This is a genomic window from Streptomyces toxytricini (genome assembly GCF_014649915.1).
GTDB classification, from domain to species: domain Bacteria; phylum Actinomycetota; class Actinomycetes; order Streptomycetales; family Streptomycetaceae; genus Streptomyces; species Streptomyces toxytricini.
The window spans coordinates 27,317-41,691 of sequence record NZ_BMTY01000031.1 but is presented as its reverse complement, the minus strand read 5'-3'; the positions used below and the strand labels follow the sequence as shown (position 1 = coordinate 41,691).

The 14,375-nt window shown below is 73.1% G+C and carries 14 protein-coding genes and 1 other RNA gene; 9 read left to right on the top strand and 6 right to left on the bottom strand.

What is annotated here, in order from left to right:
- Positions 1-396: 396 nt before the first annotated feature.
- Together IE170_RS30095 and IE170_RS30090 are read left to right on the top strand one after the other, a co-directional pair.
- Positions 397-2,205: a serine/threonine-protein kinase gene (locus IE170_RS30095; protein WP_189812639.1), complete on the top strand. Its 1,809-nt coding sequence runs from the start codon at positions 397-399 to the stop codon at positions 2,203-2,205.
- 150 nt (positions 2,206-2,355) lie between these two features.
- Positions 2,356-3,621, top strand: a complete 1,266-nt coding sequence (locus IE170_RS30090; protein ID WP_189812638.1) for a serine/threonine-protein kinase — start codon at positions 2,356-2,358, stop codon at positions 3,619-3,621.
- 83 nt (positions 3,622-3,704) lie between these two features.
- On the opposite strand, the gene IE170_RS30085 is transcribed toward IE170_RS30090, so the two are convergent.
- Positions 3,705-4,706, bottom strand: coding sequence for an isopenicillin N synthase family dioxygenase (locus IE170_RS30085; protein WP_189812637.1), 1,002 nt, complete (start codon positions 4,704-4,706; stop codon positions 3,705-3,707).
- A gap of 313 nt (positions 4,707-5,019) precedes the next feature.
- On the opposite strand from IE170_RS30085, the gene prfB reads away from it, so the two are divergent.
- Entirely contained in the window at positions 5,020-6,135 is a 1,116-nt protein-coding gene (gene prfB / locus IE170_RS30080) for a peptide chain release factor 2 (RefSeq protein WP_114057748.1), read from the top strand.
- 173 nt (positions 6,136-6,308) lie between these two features.
- Here the strand turns inward: prfB and IE170_RS30075 are convergent, their stop codons facing one another.
- Positions 6,309-6,500 (bottom strand): hypothetical protein, encoded by a 192-nt coding sequence (locus IE170_RS30075; protein ID WP_114057747.1) that lies wholly within the window; start codon positions 6,498-6,500, stop codon positions 6,309-6,311.
- Positions 6,501-6,724: 224 nt separating this feature from the next.
- Between IE170_RS30075 and ftsE the strand changes: the two genes are divergently transcribed.
- From ftsE to ssrA, 5 genes are all read left to right on the top strand, one after another.
- Positions 6,725-7,414, top strand: coding sequence for a cell division ATP-binding protein FtsE (ftsE, locus tag IE170_RS30070; RefSeq protein WP_114057746.1), 690 nt, complete (start codon positions 6,725-6,727; stop codon positions 7,412-7,414).
- A gap of 19 nt (positions 7,415-7,433) precedes the next feature.
- On the top strand, positions 7,434-8,366 hold the full coding sequence (gene ftsX, locus IE170_RS30065; protein ID WP_189812636.1) for a permease-like cell division protein FtsX: 933 nt from the start codon (positions 7,434-7,436) through the stop codon (positions 8,364-8,366).
- Between the two features lie 67 nt (positions 8,367-8,433).
- Positions 8,434-9,645 carry a S41 family peptidase gene (locus tag IE170_RS30060; RefSeq protein ID WP_189812635.1) on the top strand — a complete coding sequence of 404 codons (1,212 nt, stop codon included), beginning with the start codon at positions 8,434-8,436 and terminating at the stop codon, positions 9,643-9,645.
- A 19-nt stretch (positions 9,646-9,664) separates the two neighbouring features.
- Positions 9,665-10,150, top strand: a complete 486-nt coding sequence (gene smpB / locus IE170_RS30055; protein ID WP_189812634.1) for an SsrA-binding protein SmpB — start codon at positions 9,665-9,667, stop codon at positions 10,148-10,150.
- Positions 10,151-10,234: 84 nt separating this feature from the next.
- Positions 10,235-10,624, top strand: a transfer-messenger RNA (tmRNA) gene (gene ssrA, locus IE170_RS30050).
- A 121-nt stretch (positions 10,625-10,745) separates the two neighbouring features.
- Here ssrA and IE170_RS30045 read toward each other — a convergent pair.
- The 4 genes from IE170_RS30045 to IE170_RS30030 form a co-directional block, all read right to left on the bottom strand.
- The gene (locus tag IE170_RS30045) at positions 10,746-11,168 is read right to left on the bottom strand and encodes a type II toxin-antitoxin system VapC family toxin (RefSeq protein WP_229885289.1); all 423 of its coding nucleotides are present in this window, start codon (positions 11,166-11,168) and stop codon (positions 10,746-10,748) included.
- A 5-nt stretch (positions 11,169-11,173) separates the two neighbouring features.
- Complete coding sequence (locus IE170_RS30040; protein WP_189812632.1) at positions 11,174-11,404, bottom strand: FitA-like ribbon-helix-helix domain-containing protein; 231 nt, start codon at positions 11,402-11,404, stop codon at positions 11,174-11,176.
- 157 nt (positions 11,405-11,561) lie between these two features.
- Positions 11,562-11,810, bottom strand: coding sequence for a type II toxin-antitoxin system Phd/YefM family antitoxin (locus tag IE170_RS30035; RefSeq protein WP_189812631.1), 249 nt, complete (start codon positions 11,808-11,810; stop codon positions 11,562-11,564).
- Positions 11,811-11,873: 63 nt separating this feature from the next.
- On the bottom strand, positions 11,874-13,226 hold the full coding sequence (locus tag IE170_RS30030; RefSeq protein WP_373299075.1) for an MFS transporter: 1,353 nt from the start codon (positions 13,224-13,226) through the stop codon (positions 11,874-11,876).
- 84 nt (positions 13,227-13,310) lie between these two features.
- Here IE170_RS30030 and IE170_RS30025 point away from each other — a divergent pair, with 84 nt between their 5' ends.
- A complete protein-coding gene (locus IE170_RS30025; RefSeq protein ID WP_189812630.1) occupies positions 13,311-14,285 on the top strand; it encodes a LysR family transcriptional regulator in 975 nt (324 codons plus the stop codon).
- Positions 14,286-14,375 lie beyond the last annotated feature (90 nt).

Below are 14,375 nucleotides of genomic sequence, written 5' to 3'. Positions count from 1 at the left end.
GACGGCGGACGAGCCCGCCCGGCCCCCCACCCGGCACGGCGCGTCGTCCGGTCAGGTCTGCGCGGGAGCGCGGGCTCCCCGCCCCCGCTTCCGCACGGGTGCATCCTCGCACCTGTTGCGGACGACACGCCCGGCACCCGCCGATAAATGATCTTGAATGGCCGGGGTCCGGTGCAAGGGGCGCGCACATGCGGACAGGCTCCCCGGGGAAACCCGAGGAGAGCGGCCCTCCGCCGCGGAAAAACGCCTCCGGCATACGCCGCGAACATCACAGTCCGCACATATGTGCGGCAACCAACCGCCGCCACCCGGCGTCTTTGCGGAGGACACCCCCTAGAGTGGGCCGCAAAACCGAACGACATGCACCACCCACCACGACAGCAGGGAGCGCGAGACGTGCGGCCAGTCGGCAGCAAGTACTTGCTCGAGGAGCCGCTCGGGCGCGGCGCCACGGGCACCGTCTGGCGAGCCCGCCAGCGCGAGACCGCCGGCGCCGAGGCCGCCGTGGCCGGACAGCCGGGCGAGACCCTGGCCATCAAGGTCCTCAAGGAGGAGCTGGCCCAGGACCCGGACATCGTCATGCGCTTCCTGCGGGAGCGCTCCGTCCTGCTGCGCCTGACCCACCCGAACATCGTCCGCACCCGCGACCTCGTCGTCGAGGGCGACCTCCTCGCCCTCGTCATGGACCTGATCGAGGGCCCGGACCTGCACCGCTACATCCGGGAGAACGGCCCCTTCACCCCGGTCGCGGCGGCCCTGCTGACCGCCCAGATCGCCGACGCGCTCGCCGCCAGCCACGCCGACGGCGTCGTCCACCGCGACCTCAAGCCCGCGAACGTCCTGCTCGACGAGAGCGACGGACGCATGAAGCCGATGCTCACCGACTTCGGCATCGCCCGCCTCGCCGACTCCCCGGGCCTGACCCGCACCCACGAGTTCGTCGGCACCCCCGCCTACGTCGCCCCCGAATCCGCCGAGGGCCGCCCGCAGACCTCCGCCGTCGACATCTACGGCGCCGGCATCCTGCTCTACGAACTCGTCACCGGGCGCCCGCCGTTCGCCGGCGCGACCGCACTCGAAGTCCTCCACCGCCACCTCAGCGAGGACCCCCAGCGCCCGCCGAGCCTGCCCGAGCCGCTGTGGATCGTCATCGAGCGCTGCCTGCGCAAGGAGCCCGGCGAGCGCCCCAGCGCCGAGAACCTGGCCCGCGGCCTGCGCGTCGTCGCCTCCGGCATCGGCGTGCACAGCGCTCCCGCCGAGGTCGAGGCCGCCCTCGGCGTCGGCGCGCTGCTCGCCCCCGACCCCTCGCCCGCGCCCGTCCCGCAGACCCCCGCGGCCGCGCCCGGGGCCGCGGACGCCACGCAGGTGCTGCCCGGCCGCGCCGCCGCCGGCCAGGATGGCGCGTACGACCCCAACGCGATGACGAGCGTGCTGCCGCCGGTCGGCGCCGCCGACGCCACCTCCGTGCTGCCCGCGACGGGCGGCCCCGGCGACGGCGTCCCGGAGGCGGCCGCCACCTCGGTCATGCCGCCCGTGGAGCGGCCGGACACGCCGCACCCGTGGCAGACGCAGATGCGCGCCGCGCGGGACCGCAACGAGCAGACGCAGGTGCACTACCTCGACCCCAGCGAGGACCCGCTGCGCCGCCGGCCCCAGCGGCAGGCGCCCCCGCCGCCGCCTCCGCAGCAGCGGCCCCAGCGGCCGCAGCAGCCCCCGCAGTACCGGCAGGCGCCGCCGCCGCAGTACCCGCCGCAGCAGCACCCCCAGGCGCCCCAGTACCAGCAGCCGCCGCAGCAGCCCTACTACCCGCAGCCGCAGCAGGCGCCCCCGCCGCCGCAGCCGTATCGGCAGCAGCAGCCGGCGCCGCAGGCCCAGCCGTACCGGCAGCCCCAGGCCCCCCAGCAGCCGCAGCAGGCCCCGCCGCCGCAGCGGCCCGCCCGAGAGCCGCGCGAGCCGCGCCGCCGCAGCGCGAACCCGATCCGGATCCCCGGCCTCGGCTGCCTCAAGGGCTGCCTGGTGATGATCCTGGTCTTCTTCGTCGCGGGCTGGCTGGTCTGGGAGCTCACCCCGCTCCAGTCGTGGATCGGCACCGGCAAGGGCTGGTTCGACCAGCTCTGGAGCTGGGGCACGGGCATCGTCGACTGGGTCACCTCCCTCGGCGACACCGCGGGCACGGGCGGCGGAACGGGCGCGGGCACCCCCTGAACGGGCCCGCGGAGCCCCGACTTCGTGGATTTGTCGACATCCGGGACGTGATTTCGCCCGCAGAAGTGAAGGTCACCGTGTTCCGCGGCGCCGGGCGCCCGCGCGACCGCATAGCTTTGGTGCCGTACGCCAGCCGCTGAGGGAGCAGTCGTGGCACGGAAAATCGGCAGCCGGTACACCGCGCACCAGATCCTGGGGCGCGGAAGCGCGGGCACGGTGTGGCTCGGCGAGGGGCCCGACGGCCCCGTCGCCGTCAAGCTGCTGCGCGAGGACCTCGCGTCCGACCAGGAACTGGTCGGACGCTTCGTCCAAGAGCGCAGCGCGCTGCTCGGCCTGGACCACCCGCACATCGTCTCGGTCCGCGACCTCGTCGTCGACGGCAACGACCTCGCCCTGGTCATGGACCTGGTGCGCGGCACGGACCTGCGCACCCGGCTCGACCGGGAGCGCCGCCTCGCGCCCGAGGCGGCCGTCGCGATCACCGCCGACGTGGCGGACGCGCTCGCCGCCGCCCACGCCGCCGGTGTCGTCCACCGCGACGTGAAGCCCGAGAACGTCCTCCTCGACATGCAGGGCCCCCTCGGACCCGGCGGCGCCCACCCGGCCCTGCTCACCGACTTCGGCGTCGCCAAGCTGATCGACACCCCGAAGCGGATCGGGGCCGCCGCGGGCGGGAGCGGGCGGGCCTCCGCCACCGCGACCCGGATCATCGGCACCCCCGACTACCTGGCGCCGGAGATCGTCGAGGGGCTGCCGCCGCGCGCGGCCGTGGACATCTACGCCCTGGCGACCGTCCTGTACGAGCTGCTCGCCGGGTTCACGCCGTTCGGCGGCGGACATCCCGGCGCCGTGCTGCGCCGCCACGTGACCGAGACCGTGGTGCCGCTGCCCGGCATCCCGGAGGAGCTGTGGCAGCTGATCGTGCAGTGCCTGGCCAAGGGGCCGGCCTCCCGGCTGCGCGCCTCCGAGCTGTCCGCCCGGCTGCGGGACCTGCTGCCGATGCTGGCGGGCATACCCCCGCTGGACGTGGACGAGCCCGACGACGCCGAGCCCGAGCCGGAGCTGGCCGGGGAGGCACCCGCGGCGCCCGTCCGGCGGCGCGGGGCCGTCCCGCTGGTGCCCGGCTCGGCGACGGACTCGAACCGGGACACCCACACCTCGATGCGCGTGCCGGGGCCCGAGGAGCTGGCCGGGGGTGCGCTCGGCACCGCCCGGGTGCCGCGGCCCGCGGGCGGCCACCGGCCGGGGTCGGCCAGGCACCGGGCGGACACCGTGCGCCGGAGGCGCCTCGTGCTGTCCGCGGGGGCGGTAGCCCTCGCCGCCGCCGTCGGGGTCGGCGGCTGGCTGGCCTCCTCGGACGGCGACGACCGCCCCCAGCCGCCGGCGTCGAAGAACTCGGCCCCGCCGAAGCCCTGACGCGCCCGGCGGGGTTTCCGGCCCCGGCGGGCGCCTCGCCGTTTTGGCCGCACCGGGACCCGGGGCCGCAGTCGGCCCGCCGCTCAGGCGCCGACCAGCTCCGGATGCCAGCGGCGGGCCACCTCCGGGTGCGCCCGCACCCACCCCTTGAGCTCGTTGCGCCCGTACTCCGCGTGCAGCGGGTTCGACGCGTCGTGCGTGAGGCCCGGCGCCGACCGCAGGTAGTCGCCCGGCACCGTCTCCACGACCGCGTCGAGCCGCGGGTTGTAGAAGAACGGCACCGAGAACCGCTCCACCGCGCCCGGCGGGCTCACCACCCGGTGGTCGGTCGCCGTCAGGTACCCCTCCGTCGCGATCTCCAGCAGCTCGCCCAGGTTGACGACGAACGCCCCCGGCATCGGCGGCACGTCCACGTACCCGCCGTCCCTGACGACCTGCAGCCCGCCGACCGAGTCCTGCAGCAGCAGCGTCAGGAACCCGTAGTCCTTGTGCGCGCCGACGCCCTGGTCGGCGCCCGACGGGGCCGATCCGGGGTAGCGGATCAGCTTGGTGTGCAGGTGCGGGCGGTCCGCGAAGGCGGCGTCGAAGAAGTCGTGCGGGGCGCCGATGGAGGTCAGCAGCTCCTGCAGCAGCCGGTGCGCCACCGCGGCGAGCCGGGTCTGCCAGTCCAGGACGACGGTCCGCAGCTCGGGCAGGGCGGCCGGCCACTGGTTGGGCCCCTCCAGCCACAGGTAGGCCGGGTCGTCCGGGCCGAGCCGCGGGGCGGGGCGCTCGGCGCCCACGTCGAGCTGGTCGCGCCAGTCGGAGGCGCCGCCCGTCAGCTCGTGCCCGATGCGTGTGTAGCCGCGGAAGTGCGGCGAGTTCAGATTGCTGACGGCGAGCCGGTCAGCCTCGGGCAGGGCGAAGAAAGCCCTGGTCACGTCCAGTATGCGGGCGCTCTCCGCCTCGGAGATCCCGTGCCCGGTGAGGTGGAGGAAGCCGGTGTCCCGGGCGGCGGCGTGGAGTTCCTTCAGGAACCCCGGCCGCAGGGCGGGGTCGTCGGCCTGGGAGAGATCGATGACGGGGAGGGAGTGCGCGGACGGCATGACGGCTCCGTTTCGGATGTCACGGGGTCCTGTTCCCCGGTGGTGGCGGGGCAGCGGAGGGGGAGGGCCTGCCGGCAGGGGTGGCGCCGGAGCCGCATGGGCCGCGTACAGGACCAAGTCGGATCGGGTGGATCAGGCTTGTGTTCGGTCCGGCGGCTGACAGCTCGTCGTCGTGACACGCATGTGGTCCACATGGCGGCGCTTGACGAGGAGGAGAGTCATACCGTGAGCGTACGCCCGTACCGGCGTCCATCAGAACGGGTGAACCGGACTGGCCGGACGGGGGCGCCCGGAGACCGGCTACGCTGGACCCGTGGCAGTCGTCGATGTTTCCGAAGAGCTGAAGTCCCTCTCCTCGACCATGGGGTCGATCGAGGCCGTCCTGGACCTCGACAAGCTGAGGGCAGACATTGCCGTGCTCGAGGAGCAGGCCGCGGCCCCGTCCCTGTGGGACGACCCCGAGGCTGCCCAGAAGATCACGAGCCGGCTTTCCCACCTCCAGGCCGAGGTCCGCAAGACCGAGGCGCTGCGCGGCCGCATCGACGACCTCGCGGTCCTCTTCGAGCTGGCCGAGGAGATGGACGACGCGGACACCCGCGCCGAGGCCGAGGCGGAGCTCGCCGCGGTCCGCAAGGCGCTGGACGAGATGGAGGTCCGCACCCTCCTGTCCGGCGAGTACGACGAGCGCGAGGCGCTGGTCAACATCCGCGCCGAGGCGGGCGGCGTCGACGCCTCCGACTTCGCCGAGCGCCTCCAGCGCATGTACCTGCGCTGGGCCGAGCGGCACGGCTACTCCACCGAGGTGTACGAGACCTCGTACGCGGAAGAGGCCGGCATCAAGTCGACGACCTTCGTCGTCAAGGCGCCGTACGCCTACGGCACCCTCTCGGTGGAGCAGGGCACGCACCGCCTGGTCCGCATCTCGCCCTTCGACAACCAGGGCCGCCGCCAGACGTCCTTCGCGGGCGTCGAGGTGCTCCCGGTCGTCGAGCAGTCCGACCACGTCGAGATCGACGAGACCGAGCTGCGCATCGACGTCTACCGGGCCTCGGGCCCCGGCGGCCAGGGCGTCAACACCACCGACTCGGCCGTGCGCATCACGCACATCCCGACCGGCATCGTGGTGTCCTGCCAGAACGAGCGCAGCCAGATCCAGAACAAGGCCAGCGCCATGAACGTCCTCCAGGCGAAGCTGCTGGAGCGGCGCCGCCAGGAGGAGCAGGCCAGGATGGACGCCCTCAAGGGCGACGGCGGCAACTCGTGGGGCAACCAGATGCGCTCCTACGTCCTGCACCCGTACCAGATGGTCAAGGACCTGCGGACGGAGTTCGAGGTCGGCAACCCGCAGTCGGTGCTCGACGGTGACATCGACGGCTTCCTCGAGGCCGGCATCCGCTGGCGCAAGCAGCAGGAGCAGACGACGGCCTGAACCGGGCCGCCGGACCGCGCGCCCCGGGCGGGGCGCGCGGCACGCGAACAGAGGGCGGGGCCCGGACACCGAAGGGTGTCCGGGCCCCGCCGTCGTTCTCCTCCCGTCCCTCCCAGGGGGGCGGGGCGACGCATGATCGGGACGTGCGGCGGAGCCGCCGGCGCCCGCCGGCCCTACGCGGTGTGCTGCGCCACCAGGGCCAGAGCCGCCACGAGGACCACCAGGAGCGCGATGAGCGCCATGGGGTTCAGGCCTGCGAAGGGGCCCTCCTGCTGGAGGCGCTCCCGGTTCGCCCGGCACACCGGGCAGCGGCCCTGACTGACGGGCGCGGCGCAGTTCGCGCACACGAGCCGGTCATATGTCATGCGCTCTCCTCCTCTCGTCCCCTTGTACAACGCGTGCGGGAACGAGACCGTTCCCCCTACCACTGTGCCAGCTCCGCAGGCTTTCGGCGCGGCCCGTCCGGGCAATCACCCGCCGCCTCCCCCGTCCCGCGGGACATATCGGGCAACTGCGGGCGCCGGGTCCCCACCCGGGGCCCGTTCGCGTATGGTCACGCACACCTACTCCCGGCGACCGTGGTGCACCCGTGATCCGATTCGACAACGTCTCCAAGTCCTACCCGAAGCAGAACCGCCCCGCACTCAGAGATGTCTCCCTGGAGATCGCGAAGGGCGAGTTCGTCTTCCTGGTCGGCTCCTCCGGCTCCGGCAAGTCCACCTTCCTGCGGCTCGTCCTGCGCGAGGAGCGGGCCACCCACGGCCAGGTCCACGTCCTCGGCAAGGACCTCGGCAAGCTCTCGAACTGGAAGGTCCCGCAGATGCGGCGCCAGCTGGGCACCGTCTTCCAGGACTTCCGGCTCCTGCCCAACAAGACGGTGGCGCAGAACGTCGCCTTCGCGCAGGAGGTCATCGGCAAACCGCGCGGCGAGATCCGCAAGGCCGTCCCGCAGGTGCTGGAGCTCGTCGGCCTCGGCGGCAAGGAGGACCGCATGCCGGGCGAGCTCTCCGGCGGCGAGCAGCAGCGCGTCGCCATCGCCCGCGCCTTCGTCAACCGCCCCGCCCTGCTCATCGCGGACGAGCCCACCGGCAACCTCGACCCGCAGACGTCCGTCGGCATCATGAAGCTGCTGGACCGCATCAACCGCACCGGCACCACCGTGATCATGGCGACGCACGACCAGCAGATCGTCGACCAGATGCGCAAGCGCGTCATCGAACTCGAACAGGGCCGCCTCGTCCGCGACCAGTCGCGCGGCGTCTACGGCTACCAGCACTGAAAGGGCCCACCCAGACGTCATGCGCGCCCAGTTCGTCATGTCGGAGATCGGGGTCGGTCTCCGCCGCAACCTGACCATGACCTTCGCGGTCGTCATCTCCGTGGCCCTCTCGCTCGCCCTGTTCGGCGGCTCCCTGCTCATGCGCGACCAGGTGAGCAAGATGAAGGGCTACTGGTACGACAAGGTCAACGTCTCCATCTACCTCTGCAACAAGAGCGACGCGGAGGACAGCAGCGAGCTCGGCAGCCGGGCCTGCGCCAAGGGTGCGGCGACACCCGAGCAGAAGCAGCTGATCCAGACCGACCTGGAGAAGATGGAGCTCGTCCAGACCGTCCACTACGAGTCCTCCGACGAGGCCTACAAGCACTACAAGGAGCGCTTCGGGCACACCGCGCTCGCCTCGGTGATCACCCCCGACCAGATGCCCGACTCCTTCCGCGTGAAGCTCACGGAACCCGAGAAGTACAAGGTCATCACGACGGCGTTCGCGGGCCGCGACGGCGTCCAGTCGGTGGCCGACCAGCACACCGAGCTGGACAACCTCTTCCAGATGCTCGGCTACCTCAACTGGGCCGCCCTCGGCATCATGCTGATCATGCTGGTGGTGGCGCTGCTGCTGATCGTCAACACGGTGCGGGTGTCCGCCTTCAGCCGCCGCCGCGAGACCGGGATCATGCGGCTGGTCGGCGCCTCCAGCTTCTACATCCAGGTGCCGTTCATCATGGAGGCCGCGTTCGCCGGCCTGATCGGCGCCGTGTTCGCCTGCCTGATGCTCGGCGCGGGCCAGTACTTCGTCATCGACCACGGCGCCTCGCTCCGCACCAAGATGGAACTGATCAACTTCATCGGCTGGGACGAGGTCCTGACCAAGCTGCCGCTCGTGCTGGCAATCGGCGTGCTGATGCCGTCACTTGCGGCGTTCCTCGCGCTCCGCAAGTACCTCAGGGTGTGACGAGCGCCCCCTGTGAGCCCGGTCCAACCCGCCGTGGCGGAAGGGGCCTTGTCCTAGACTCGGGCGCATGCAGGGTCTGCCCAGCTTCTGTCCGCGGCCCCGCGACCTGCGTCGCGGGGCCGTCCTCACGTTGGCCTTCGCCACGGCCGTCACCGCCGCAGCCGCCATGGGCTGCTGGGACGGGGCCGGCGCCGCCGGCGCTTCCGGCAGCGGCTTAACGACCGCCGCGGCGCCGCCCGGAGGGGCCGGTCCCGGGCCTGGCGGTGCCGCCCCCGGAGCCGGAACCGCCGACCGGGAGGCCGTCGCCCGCGCCGCCGCCGAAGCCGTCGCCGAGGGCAAGTCCGGCAAGAAGGCCGCCCAGGAGGTCGTCAGCCGCAGCGGCGACCGGTGGGGCGTCGTCTACGACCGCGGCGAGTTCCAGGCCTTCGCCGAAGACCTCGACGGCCGCTGGACCGGCGTCGGCCTCTGGCCCGAACGCCGTGCCGACGGCGCCATCGGGATCGCCCGCGTCCAGCCCGGCGGGCCCGCCGCCCGCGCCGGCATCGCCGCCGGGGACCGCCTCGTCGCCGTCGACGACCGCTCCGTGACCGGCCTGAAGACCGCCGAGGTCGTCGCCCTCCTGCGCGGCGAGGCCGGCACCCCCGTCGCCCTGCGCACCGCCCGCGAGGGCGCCGAGGCCTCCCGCACCGTGCACCGCGAGCTGCTGCGGGCAGAGCCCGTCACCGTCCGCACGCTGCCCGGCGGGATCACCGTCATCAAGGTCGCCGCCTTCACCCGCGGCTCCGGCGCCCGCGTCCGGGACGCCGTACGGGCCGCCCCGCCCGGCGGCGGCGTCATGCTCGACCTGCGCGGCAACCCCGGCGGGCTCGTCACCGAGGCCGTCGCCGCCGCCTCCGCCTTCCTCGACGGCGGGCTCGTCGCCACCTACGACGTCCGCGGCGAGGAGCGCGCCCTGTACGCCGAGCGCGGCGGCGACACCGCCCGCCCGCTGGTCGCCCTCGTCAACGCCGGGACCATGAGCGCCGCCGAGCTCGTCGCCGGCGCCCTGCAGGACCGCGGCCGGGCCGTGGCCGTCGGCACCCGCACCTTCGGCAAGGGGTCCGTCCAGATGCCGACGCAGCTGCCCGACGGCTCGGTCGCCGAGCTGACGGTCGGCACGTACCGCACCCCGGGCGGCCGCAGCCTCGACGGCACCGGCATCACCCCCGACCTGCCCGCCCGCGACCGGGCCGAGGAGCGCGCCCGCACGGTATTGGGTGGCCTCGGGGTGGGTCCGTAGTGCAAAAATGACCACCACTATGGCTAAGGAAAAAGGGCGCAAGCTGATCGCCCAGAACAAGAAGGCGCGGCACGACTACGCCATCCTCGACACCTACGAGTGCGGCATCGTGCTCACCGGCACCGAGGTGAAGTCCCTGCGCCAGGGACGGGCCTCGCTCGTCGACGGCTACGTGTCGGTGGAGGGCCGCGAGGCCTGGATGTACAACGTGCACGTGCCGGAGTACAGCCAGGGCACGTGGACGAACCACAGCGCCCGGCGCAAGCGGAAGCTGCTGCTGCACCGGGAGGAGATCGACAAGCTGGAGTCGAAGGCGCAGGAGAGCGGCCACACCGTGGTGCCGCTGTCGCTGTACTTCAAGGACGGCCGGGCCAAGGTCGAGATCGCGCTGGCGAAGGGCAAGAAGGAGTACGACAAGCGGCAGGCGCTGCGCGAGAAGCAGGACACGCGGGAGACGAACCGCGCGATCGCGGCGGCACGGCGGCGCCAGCGCGGCGAGCGTTAATCACCTGGCACGCGGTGGTCCACTTCGCGTACCATGGGCTGCGCACCCACCCCGCGGGGCGGGCGCACCTTGAAAAATCAACATGGGGATGATCGGTTTCGACAGCGGATGTCGATGTAGGGGAAGCGAGCCGAGGAAGCGGCAATGATCTCGCTAACCACATGTCGCAAAAAAATAATCGCCAACTCCAAGAGCGATAACTCCCGCTTCGCCCTCGCTGCCTGATAGCAGTGAGCTGAAGCCTCTGTGAGGAGCGTCAGCCCGGAAGTGGTCCCGGTCCGGATCCTGGCGTCGACTAGGGATCTAAACCTCTAGCCCCGGTCACGGGGGTTGGAGGGAAATCAAACAGTGACTGAGCCCGTCGGAGACTTGTCCGTGTGATCTCCGGGGCCGAGAAAATCGCAGCGGACTGCGCTCGGAGAAGCCCTCCTTCTGCACCGTTGGACGCGGGTTCGATTCCCGCCATCTCCACTCATCCCATGTGGGCGAAGGCCCCTTGACCTGCGAAAATTTTCGCGAGGTCGAGGGGCCTTCGTCATGTGGGAGCACGACGGATGCACCACCCTTCGGGGAGCGTGGCGGAGACCGGGGTGTGTCAGGTGCCCGGGTGCGGGGGGTGATCGCCGTTGGCGGTGATGACCTCGATGACGCAACGCGGCTTCTGAACGCCTCGTTTGATGCGCACGTCCGCCGTCAGCAGGGGGACGCCCCGCGCTTCGGCGAGGGCGACGTACGTCGCGTCGCAGGCGGAGAGGTTGGCGTACAGCTTTCGGATCCGGGGGAGCAGAGGGCCCGTCTCGTGACGCTGTACGCGCAGCCCCTGGTAGGTCTCGAAGTGCTCGTCGAGGCTCGAGGGGTCGATCTTGGCGCCGCGTGCCATGCCCAGGAGGGCGGACGCGACCTCGGTGTCCAGGAGGTAGGGAGCGGCGAGAGTGTCCTCCTCGCTGATGCGTCGGCGGGCAGCGGCGCCCCGGGAGCCCCTGTCCGTGAGGAACAGGACCAGGGCAGAGGAGTCCACGACGATCAACGGCCCGTCCTGCCCGCATCGATGGCGTCGAGGACGTCCTGGAGGTCGATGTCCTCCGTGGCGTAGCGCTCGGCCCGGTCGGCCATTTCGGCGAGCGTGGGCTGGGTGGCGTCTCGGGTGACGAGGCTGAGCAGGTAGCTCTGGAGGGACTGTCCGGCCTCGGCGGCCCGGACCTTTATGCGGCGGGCGACGTCATCGGGGACTTCACGGATCGTGAATGCAGTCATGACTGCATTTTATCGTCGGTGCAGTCATTTTGCAGTCAATCCCTCGCTCGACGGCCGAGCCTCCGGTCGCCTGTCCGCGGCCGGTGCCGGCTGACGTGTCGCACCGGGGATCCCATGCGTGCAAGGCCCCGCAGCCGTTCCGGCCGCGGGGCCTTCGTCATGCCGCCCCGCCGTCCGGGACCGGGCGGGCGTCCGCCCGGTCCCGGGCCACGGCCTCCGCCAGCCTGCGGGCGTTCGCCGGGGAGCCGAGGAGGTACACCGTCTCCTGCCAGGCATCGAAGTCGTCCGCGGACATCAGGACCGCGTCCCCCGCCGCGGAGCTGATCCGGACCGGCGTGTGGTCGTCGGTGACGCGCTCGATGAGCGAGAGCAGGTTCCTGCGGGCTTCGCCGGCGCTGATGGGCATGCGGCGCACCTCCTTCGGTTCGGTACAGGACCACAGTGCCGGATCGGCACCGGAGCAGGCTGCTCAGCGGCGGCGCAAGGTGGTGGACAGGAGGAGGGCCGTGGCGGCGGCTGCTGCCGGGAGGGCGTACGGGACGGTCGTGCCGAAGCGGTCGATCAGGGTGCCCGCCGTGGCGGAGCCCGCCGCTATGCCGGCCAGGGTTGCCGTGACCGCGAGGGTCATGCCCTCGTTCAGGCGCTCCCGCGGGACCGCCGCGTGGATGCGGGACATCGCCGTGACCATCGTCGGGGCCGTCGACATGCCGGCCAGGAGGAGGGCGAGGCCGGTCAGGGCCACCGAGTCCGCGGCGGCGGCCGCCCAGGGCAGGGACATCGCCGCGGCCGTCGCCGCCAGGCACACCCGCAGGTCCAGGGGCCTGCGGGTGCCGTACAGGAGGCCTGCGGCGCAGGATCCGGCGGCCTGCAGGGCCAGGATGGGGCCGACCGCTGCGCCCAGGCCGTGGCCGTCGAGGTAGGCGATGGAGGCGACCTCCATCGCGCCGAACACCGCGCCCAGCGGGAGGAACAGCAGCAGGAGGGGGCGGAGTGCGCGCAGGGGGGAGGATGCGCGGACGGCCGGGGAGGCGGGCGGTTCGGTCGCGCGCTGCGCGGTGAACAGCAGCATCCCGGCCAGGAGGAGGACGGCCCCGGCCAGCGTGCCCGCCTCGGGGAAGACCGCCGAGCACAGGAGCGCCGCCACGACCGGGCCCAGCATGAAGCACAGCTCGTCCGCGGCCTGCTCGAAGGACATCGCGGTGTGGTGCGCGGCGGGGGAGTCCTTCAGCAGGTGGGTCCAGCGGGCCCGCGACATGCCGCCGATGTTCGGGGTCGTCGCGGTGGCCGCGTAGCTCGCGAACAGGGTCCACGCCGGGGCCCCGGTGCGGACGCACGCGACGAGCGCGAGCGAGCCGAGCACCGCGACCAGCGTCGCGGGGACGGCGACGCGCGCCTGCCCGTACCGGTCGACCATGCGGGCGGTCCACGGTGCGACCAGCGCCGTCGCGCCGAGGCCCGTCGCGGTGACCGCGCCGGCCAGGGCGTACGAGCCGCGCTGCCCGGCGATCATCATGATCGCGCTCACCGCGAACATCCCCATCGGCAGCCTTGCCAGGAGGTTCCCCGCGGTGAAGGCGCGGGTGCCGGGCAGGGCGAACAGCCGCGCGTACGGGCCGGGCGCCTTGCGGCGCCGGGCGGGGGCCTGGGCGGTGCGGGCGATGACCAGCGTCGAGCCGGTGACCGCCAGGCGCGGGGCGTCCGCCGCGGCGGGGCGGCGGGCGCGGGCCGCGCGGAAGGGCGCGGGGGAGGCCGTGCGGCCGGGGGAGGGCAGGCGGAGGGAAGCGGGCAGGGCGCTGTCGGGGGCGGCGGTCGTGTGCGGCATGCACCCAGGTTCTGTGGGGGCGGGGTGTTCGGTCCAACACCTCTTGGCCGACCATTGACCGCATCCTGTTGTTAGTCTCGGCGCGTGAATCCCCGTGACGTCGACCCCCGGCTGCTGCGCGGCTTCCTCGCGGTCGCCGAGGAGCTGCACTTCACTCGCGCCGCCGCCCGCCTCTACACCGCCCAGCAGGCCCTCAGCCGCGACGTGCGCCGCCTCGAACAAGGCCTCGGCGCCGCCCTGTTCACCCGGACCACCCGCGCCGTCGAGCTGACCGCCGACGGCGAGCGGCTGCTGCCGCTGGCCCGCCGGGTGCTTGCCGCCCACGAGGAGCTCGCCGCCGCGTTCGCCGGCCCGAGCCCGCTCCTCGTCGACGTCAACACCGACGGCCCCAGCAGCGCCCGCACCGTCCTCGACCGGGCCCGCGAACTCGCCCCGGACTGCGAGCTGATGGCCCGCTTCGAGAGCGGCCTCACGCACGCCGCCGCAGAGGTCGCCGCCGGCCGGCTGGACGTCGCGTTCGGCTACGTCCACGGCCTGGAACCCGCGCTGCGCCGCCGCCTCGACCACATGCCCGTACGCTACGAGCCGCTCGCCGCGCTCCTGCCCGACGGGCACCCGCTGGCCGACCGTCCCGGCGCCCCCCTGCCGGTCCGCGCCCTCGCCGGGGAGCACGTGTACGCGGGCGCCGGCAACCCGCGGACCCTGGAGTGGACCCGCCTCGCCCGCGAGCTCTTCGAAGGCCGCGGCATCGCCCTCGCACCGCCCGCGCCCGTCGCCATCGGCAAGGAGGAGTTCCGCCGGGTGATGGCCAAGACCCGCACGCCCGTCCTCGTCACCGTCGACTTCACCGATCTGCCCGCCTGCACCAAGCGCCCCCTGGCCGAACCGCTGCCCCTCTCCCCCCTGTCGATGGTGTGGCGCAGGGGCTTTGCCCACCCGGGCCTGGACGCGCTGCGCCGCGCCGTCCGCGGCCTCGCCGCCGAACGCGGCTGGCTGGAGGTGCCCCCCGGCGCCTGGCTGCCCGCCGCAGCGCTCACAGGGGCGCCCGGCAGCGGGTGAGAGCAAGGTTTCCCGCCGGTCATCCGGCGGGGACCGGGGCCGAAACGCGCCGTTCCTAACGTCGTCCGCACGGACCGACGGCAGTGGAGG

Excerpts from the sequence above, each read along its gene's own strand:
- IE170_RS30040 (WP_189812632.1), bottom strand. The coding sequence starts at position 11,404 with ATGACTGCATTCACGATCCGTGAAGTCCCCGATGACGTCGCCCGCCGC.
- ftsX (WP_189812636.1), top strand. The coding sequence starts at position 7,434 with ATGCGCGCCCAGTTCGTCATGTCGGAGATCGGGGTCGGTCTCCGCCGC.
- smpB (WP_189812634.1), top strand. The coding sequence starts at position 9,665 with ATGGCTAAGGAAAAAGGGCGCAAGCTGATCGCCCAGAACAAGAAGGCG.
- IE170_RS30035 (WP_189812631.1), bottom strand. The coding sequence starts at position 11,810 with ATGCCCATCAGCGCCGGCGAAGCCCGCAGGAACCTGCTCTCGCTCATC.
- IE170_RS30030 (WP_373299075.1), bottom strand. The coding sequence starts at position 13,226 with ATGCCGCACACGACCGCCGCCCCCGACAGCGCCCTGCCCGCTTCCCTC.
- IE170_RS30060 (WP_189812635.1), top strand. The coding sequence starts at position 8,434 with ATGCAGGGTCTGCCCAGCTTCTGTCCGCGGCCCCGCGACCTGCGTCGC.
- IE170_RS30075 (WP_114057747.1), bottom strand. The coding sequence starts at position 6,500 with ATGACATATGACCGGCTCGTGTGCGCGAACTGCGCCGCGCCCGTCAGT.
- IE170_RS30085 (WP_189812637.1), bottom strand. The coding sequence starts at position 4,706 with ATGCCGTCCGCGCACTCCCTCCCCGTCATCGATCTCTCCCAGGCCGAC.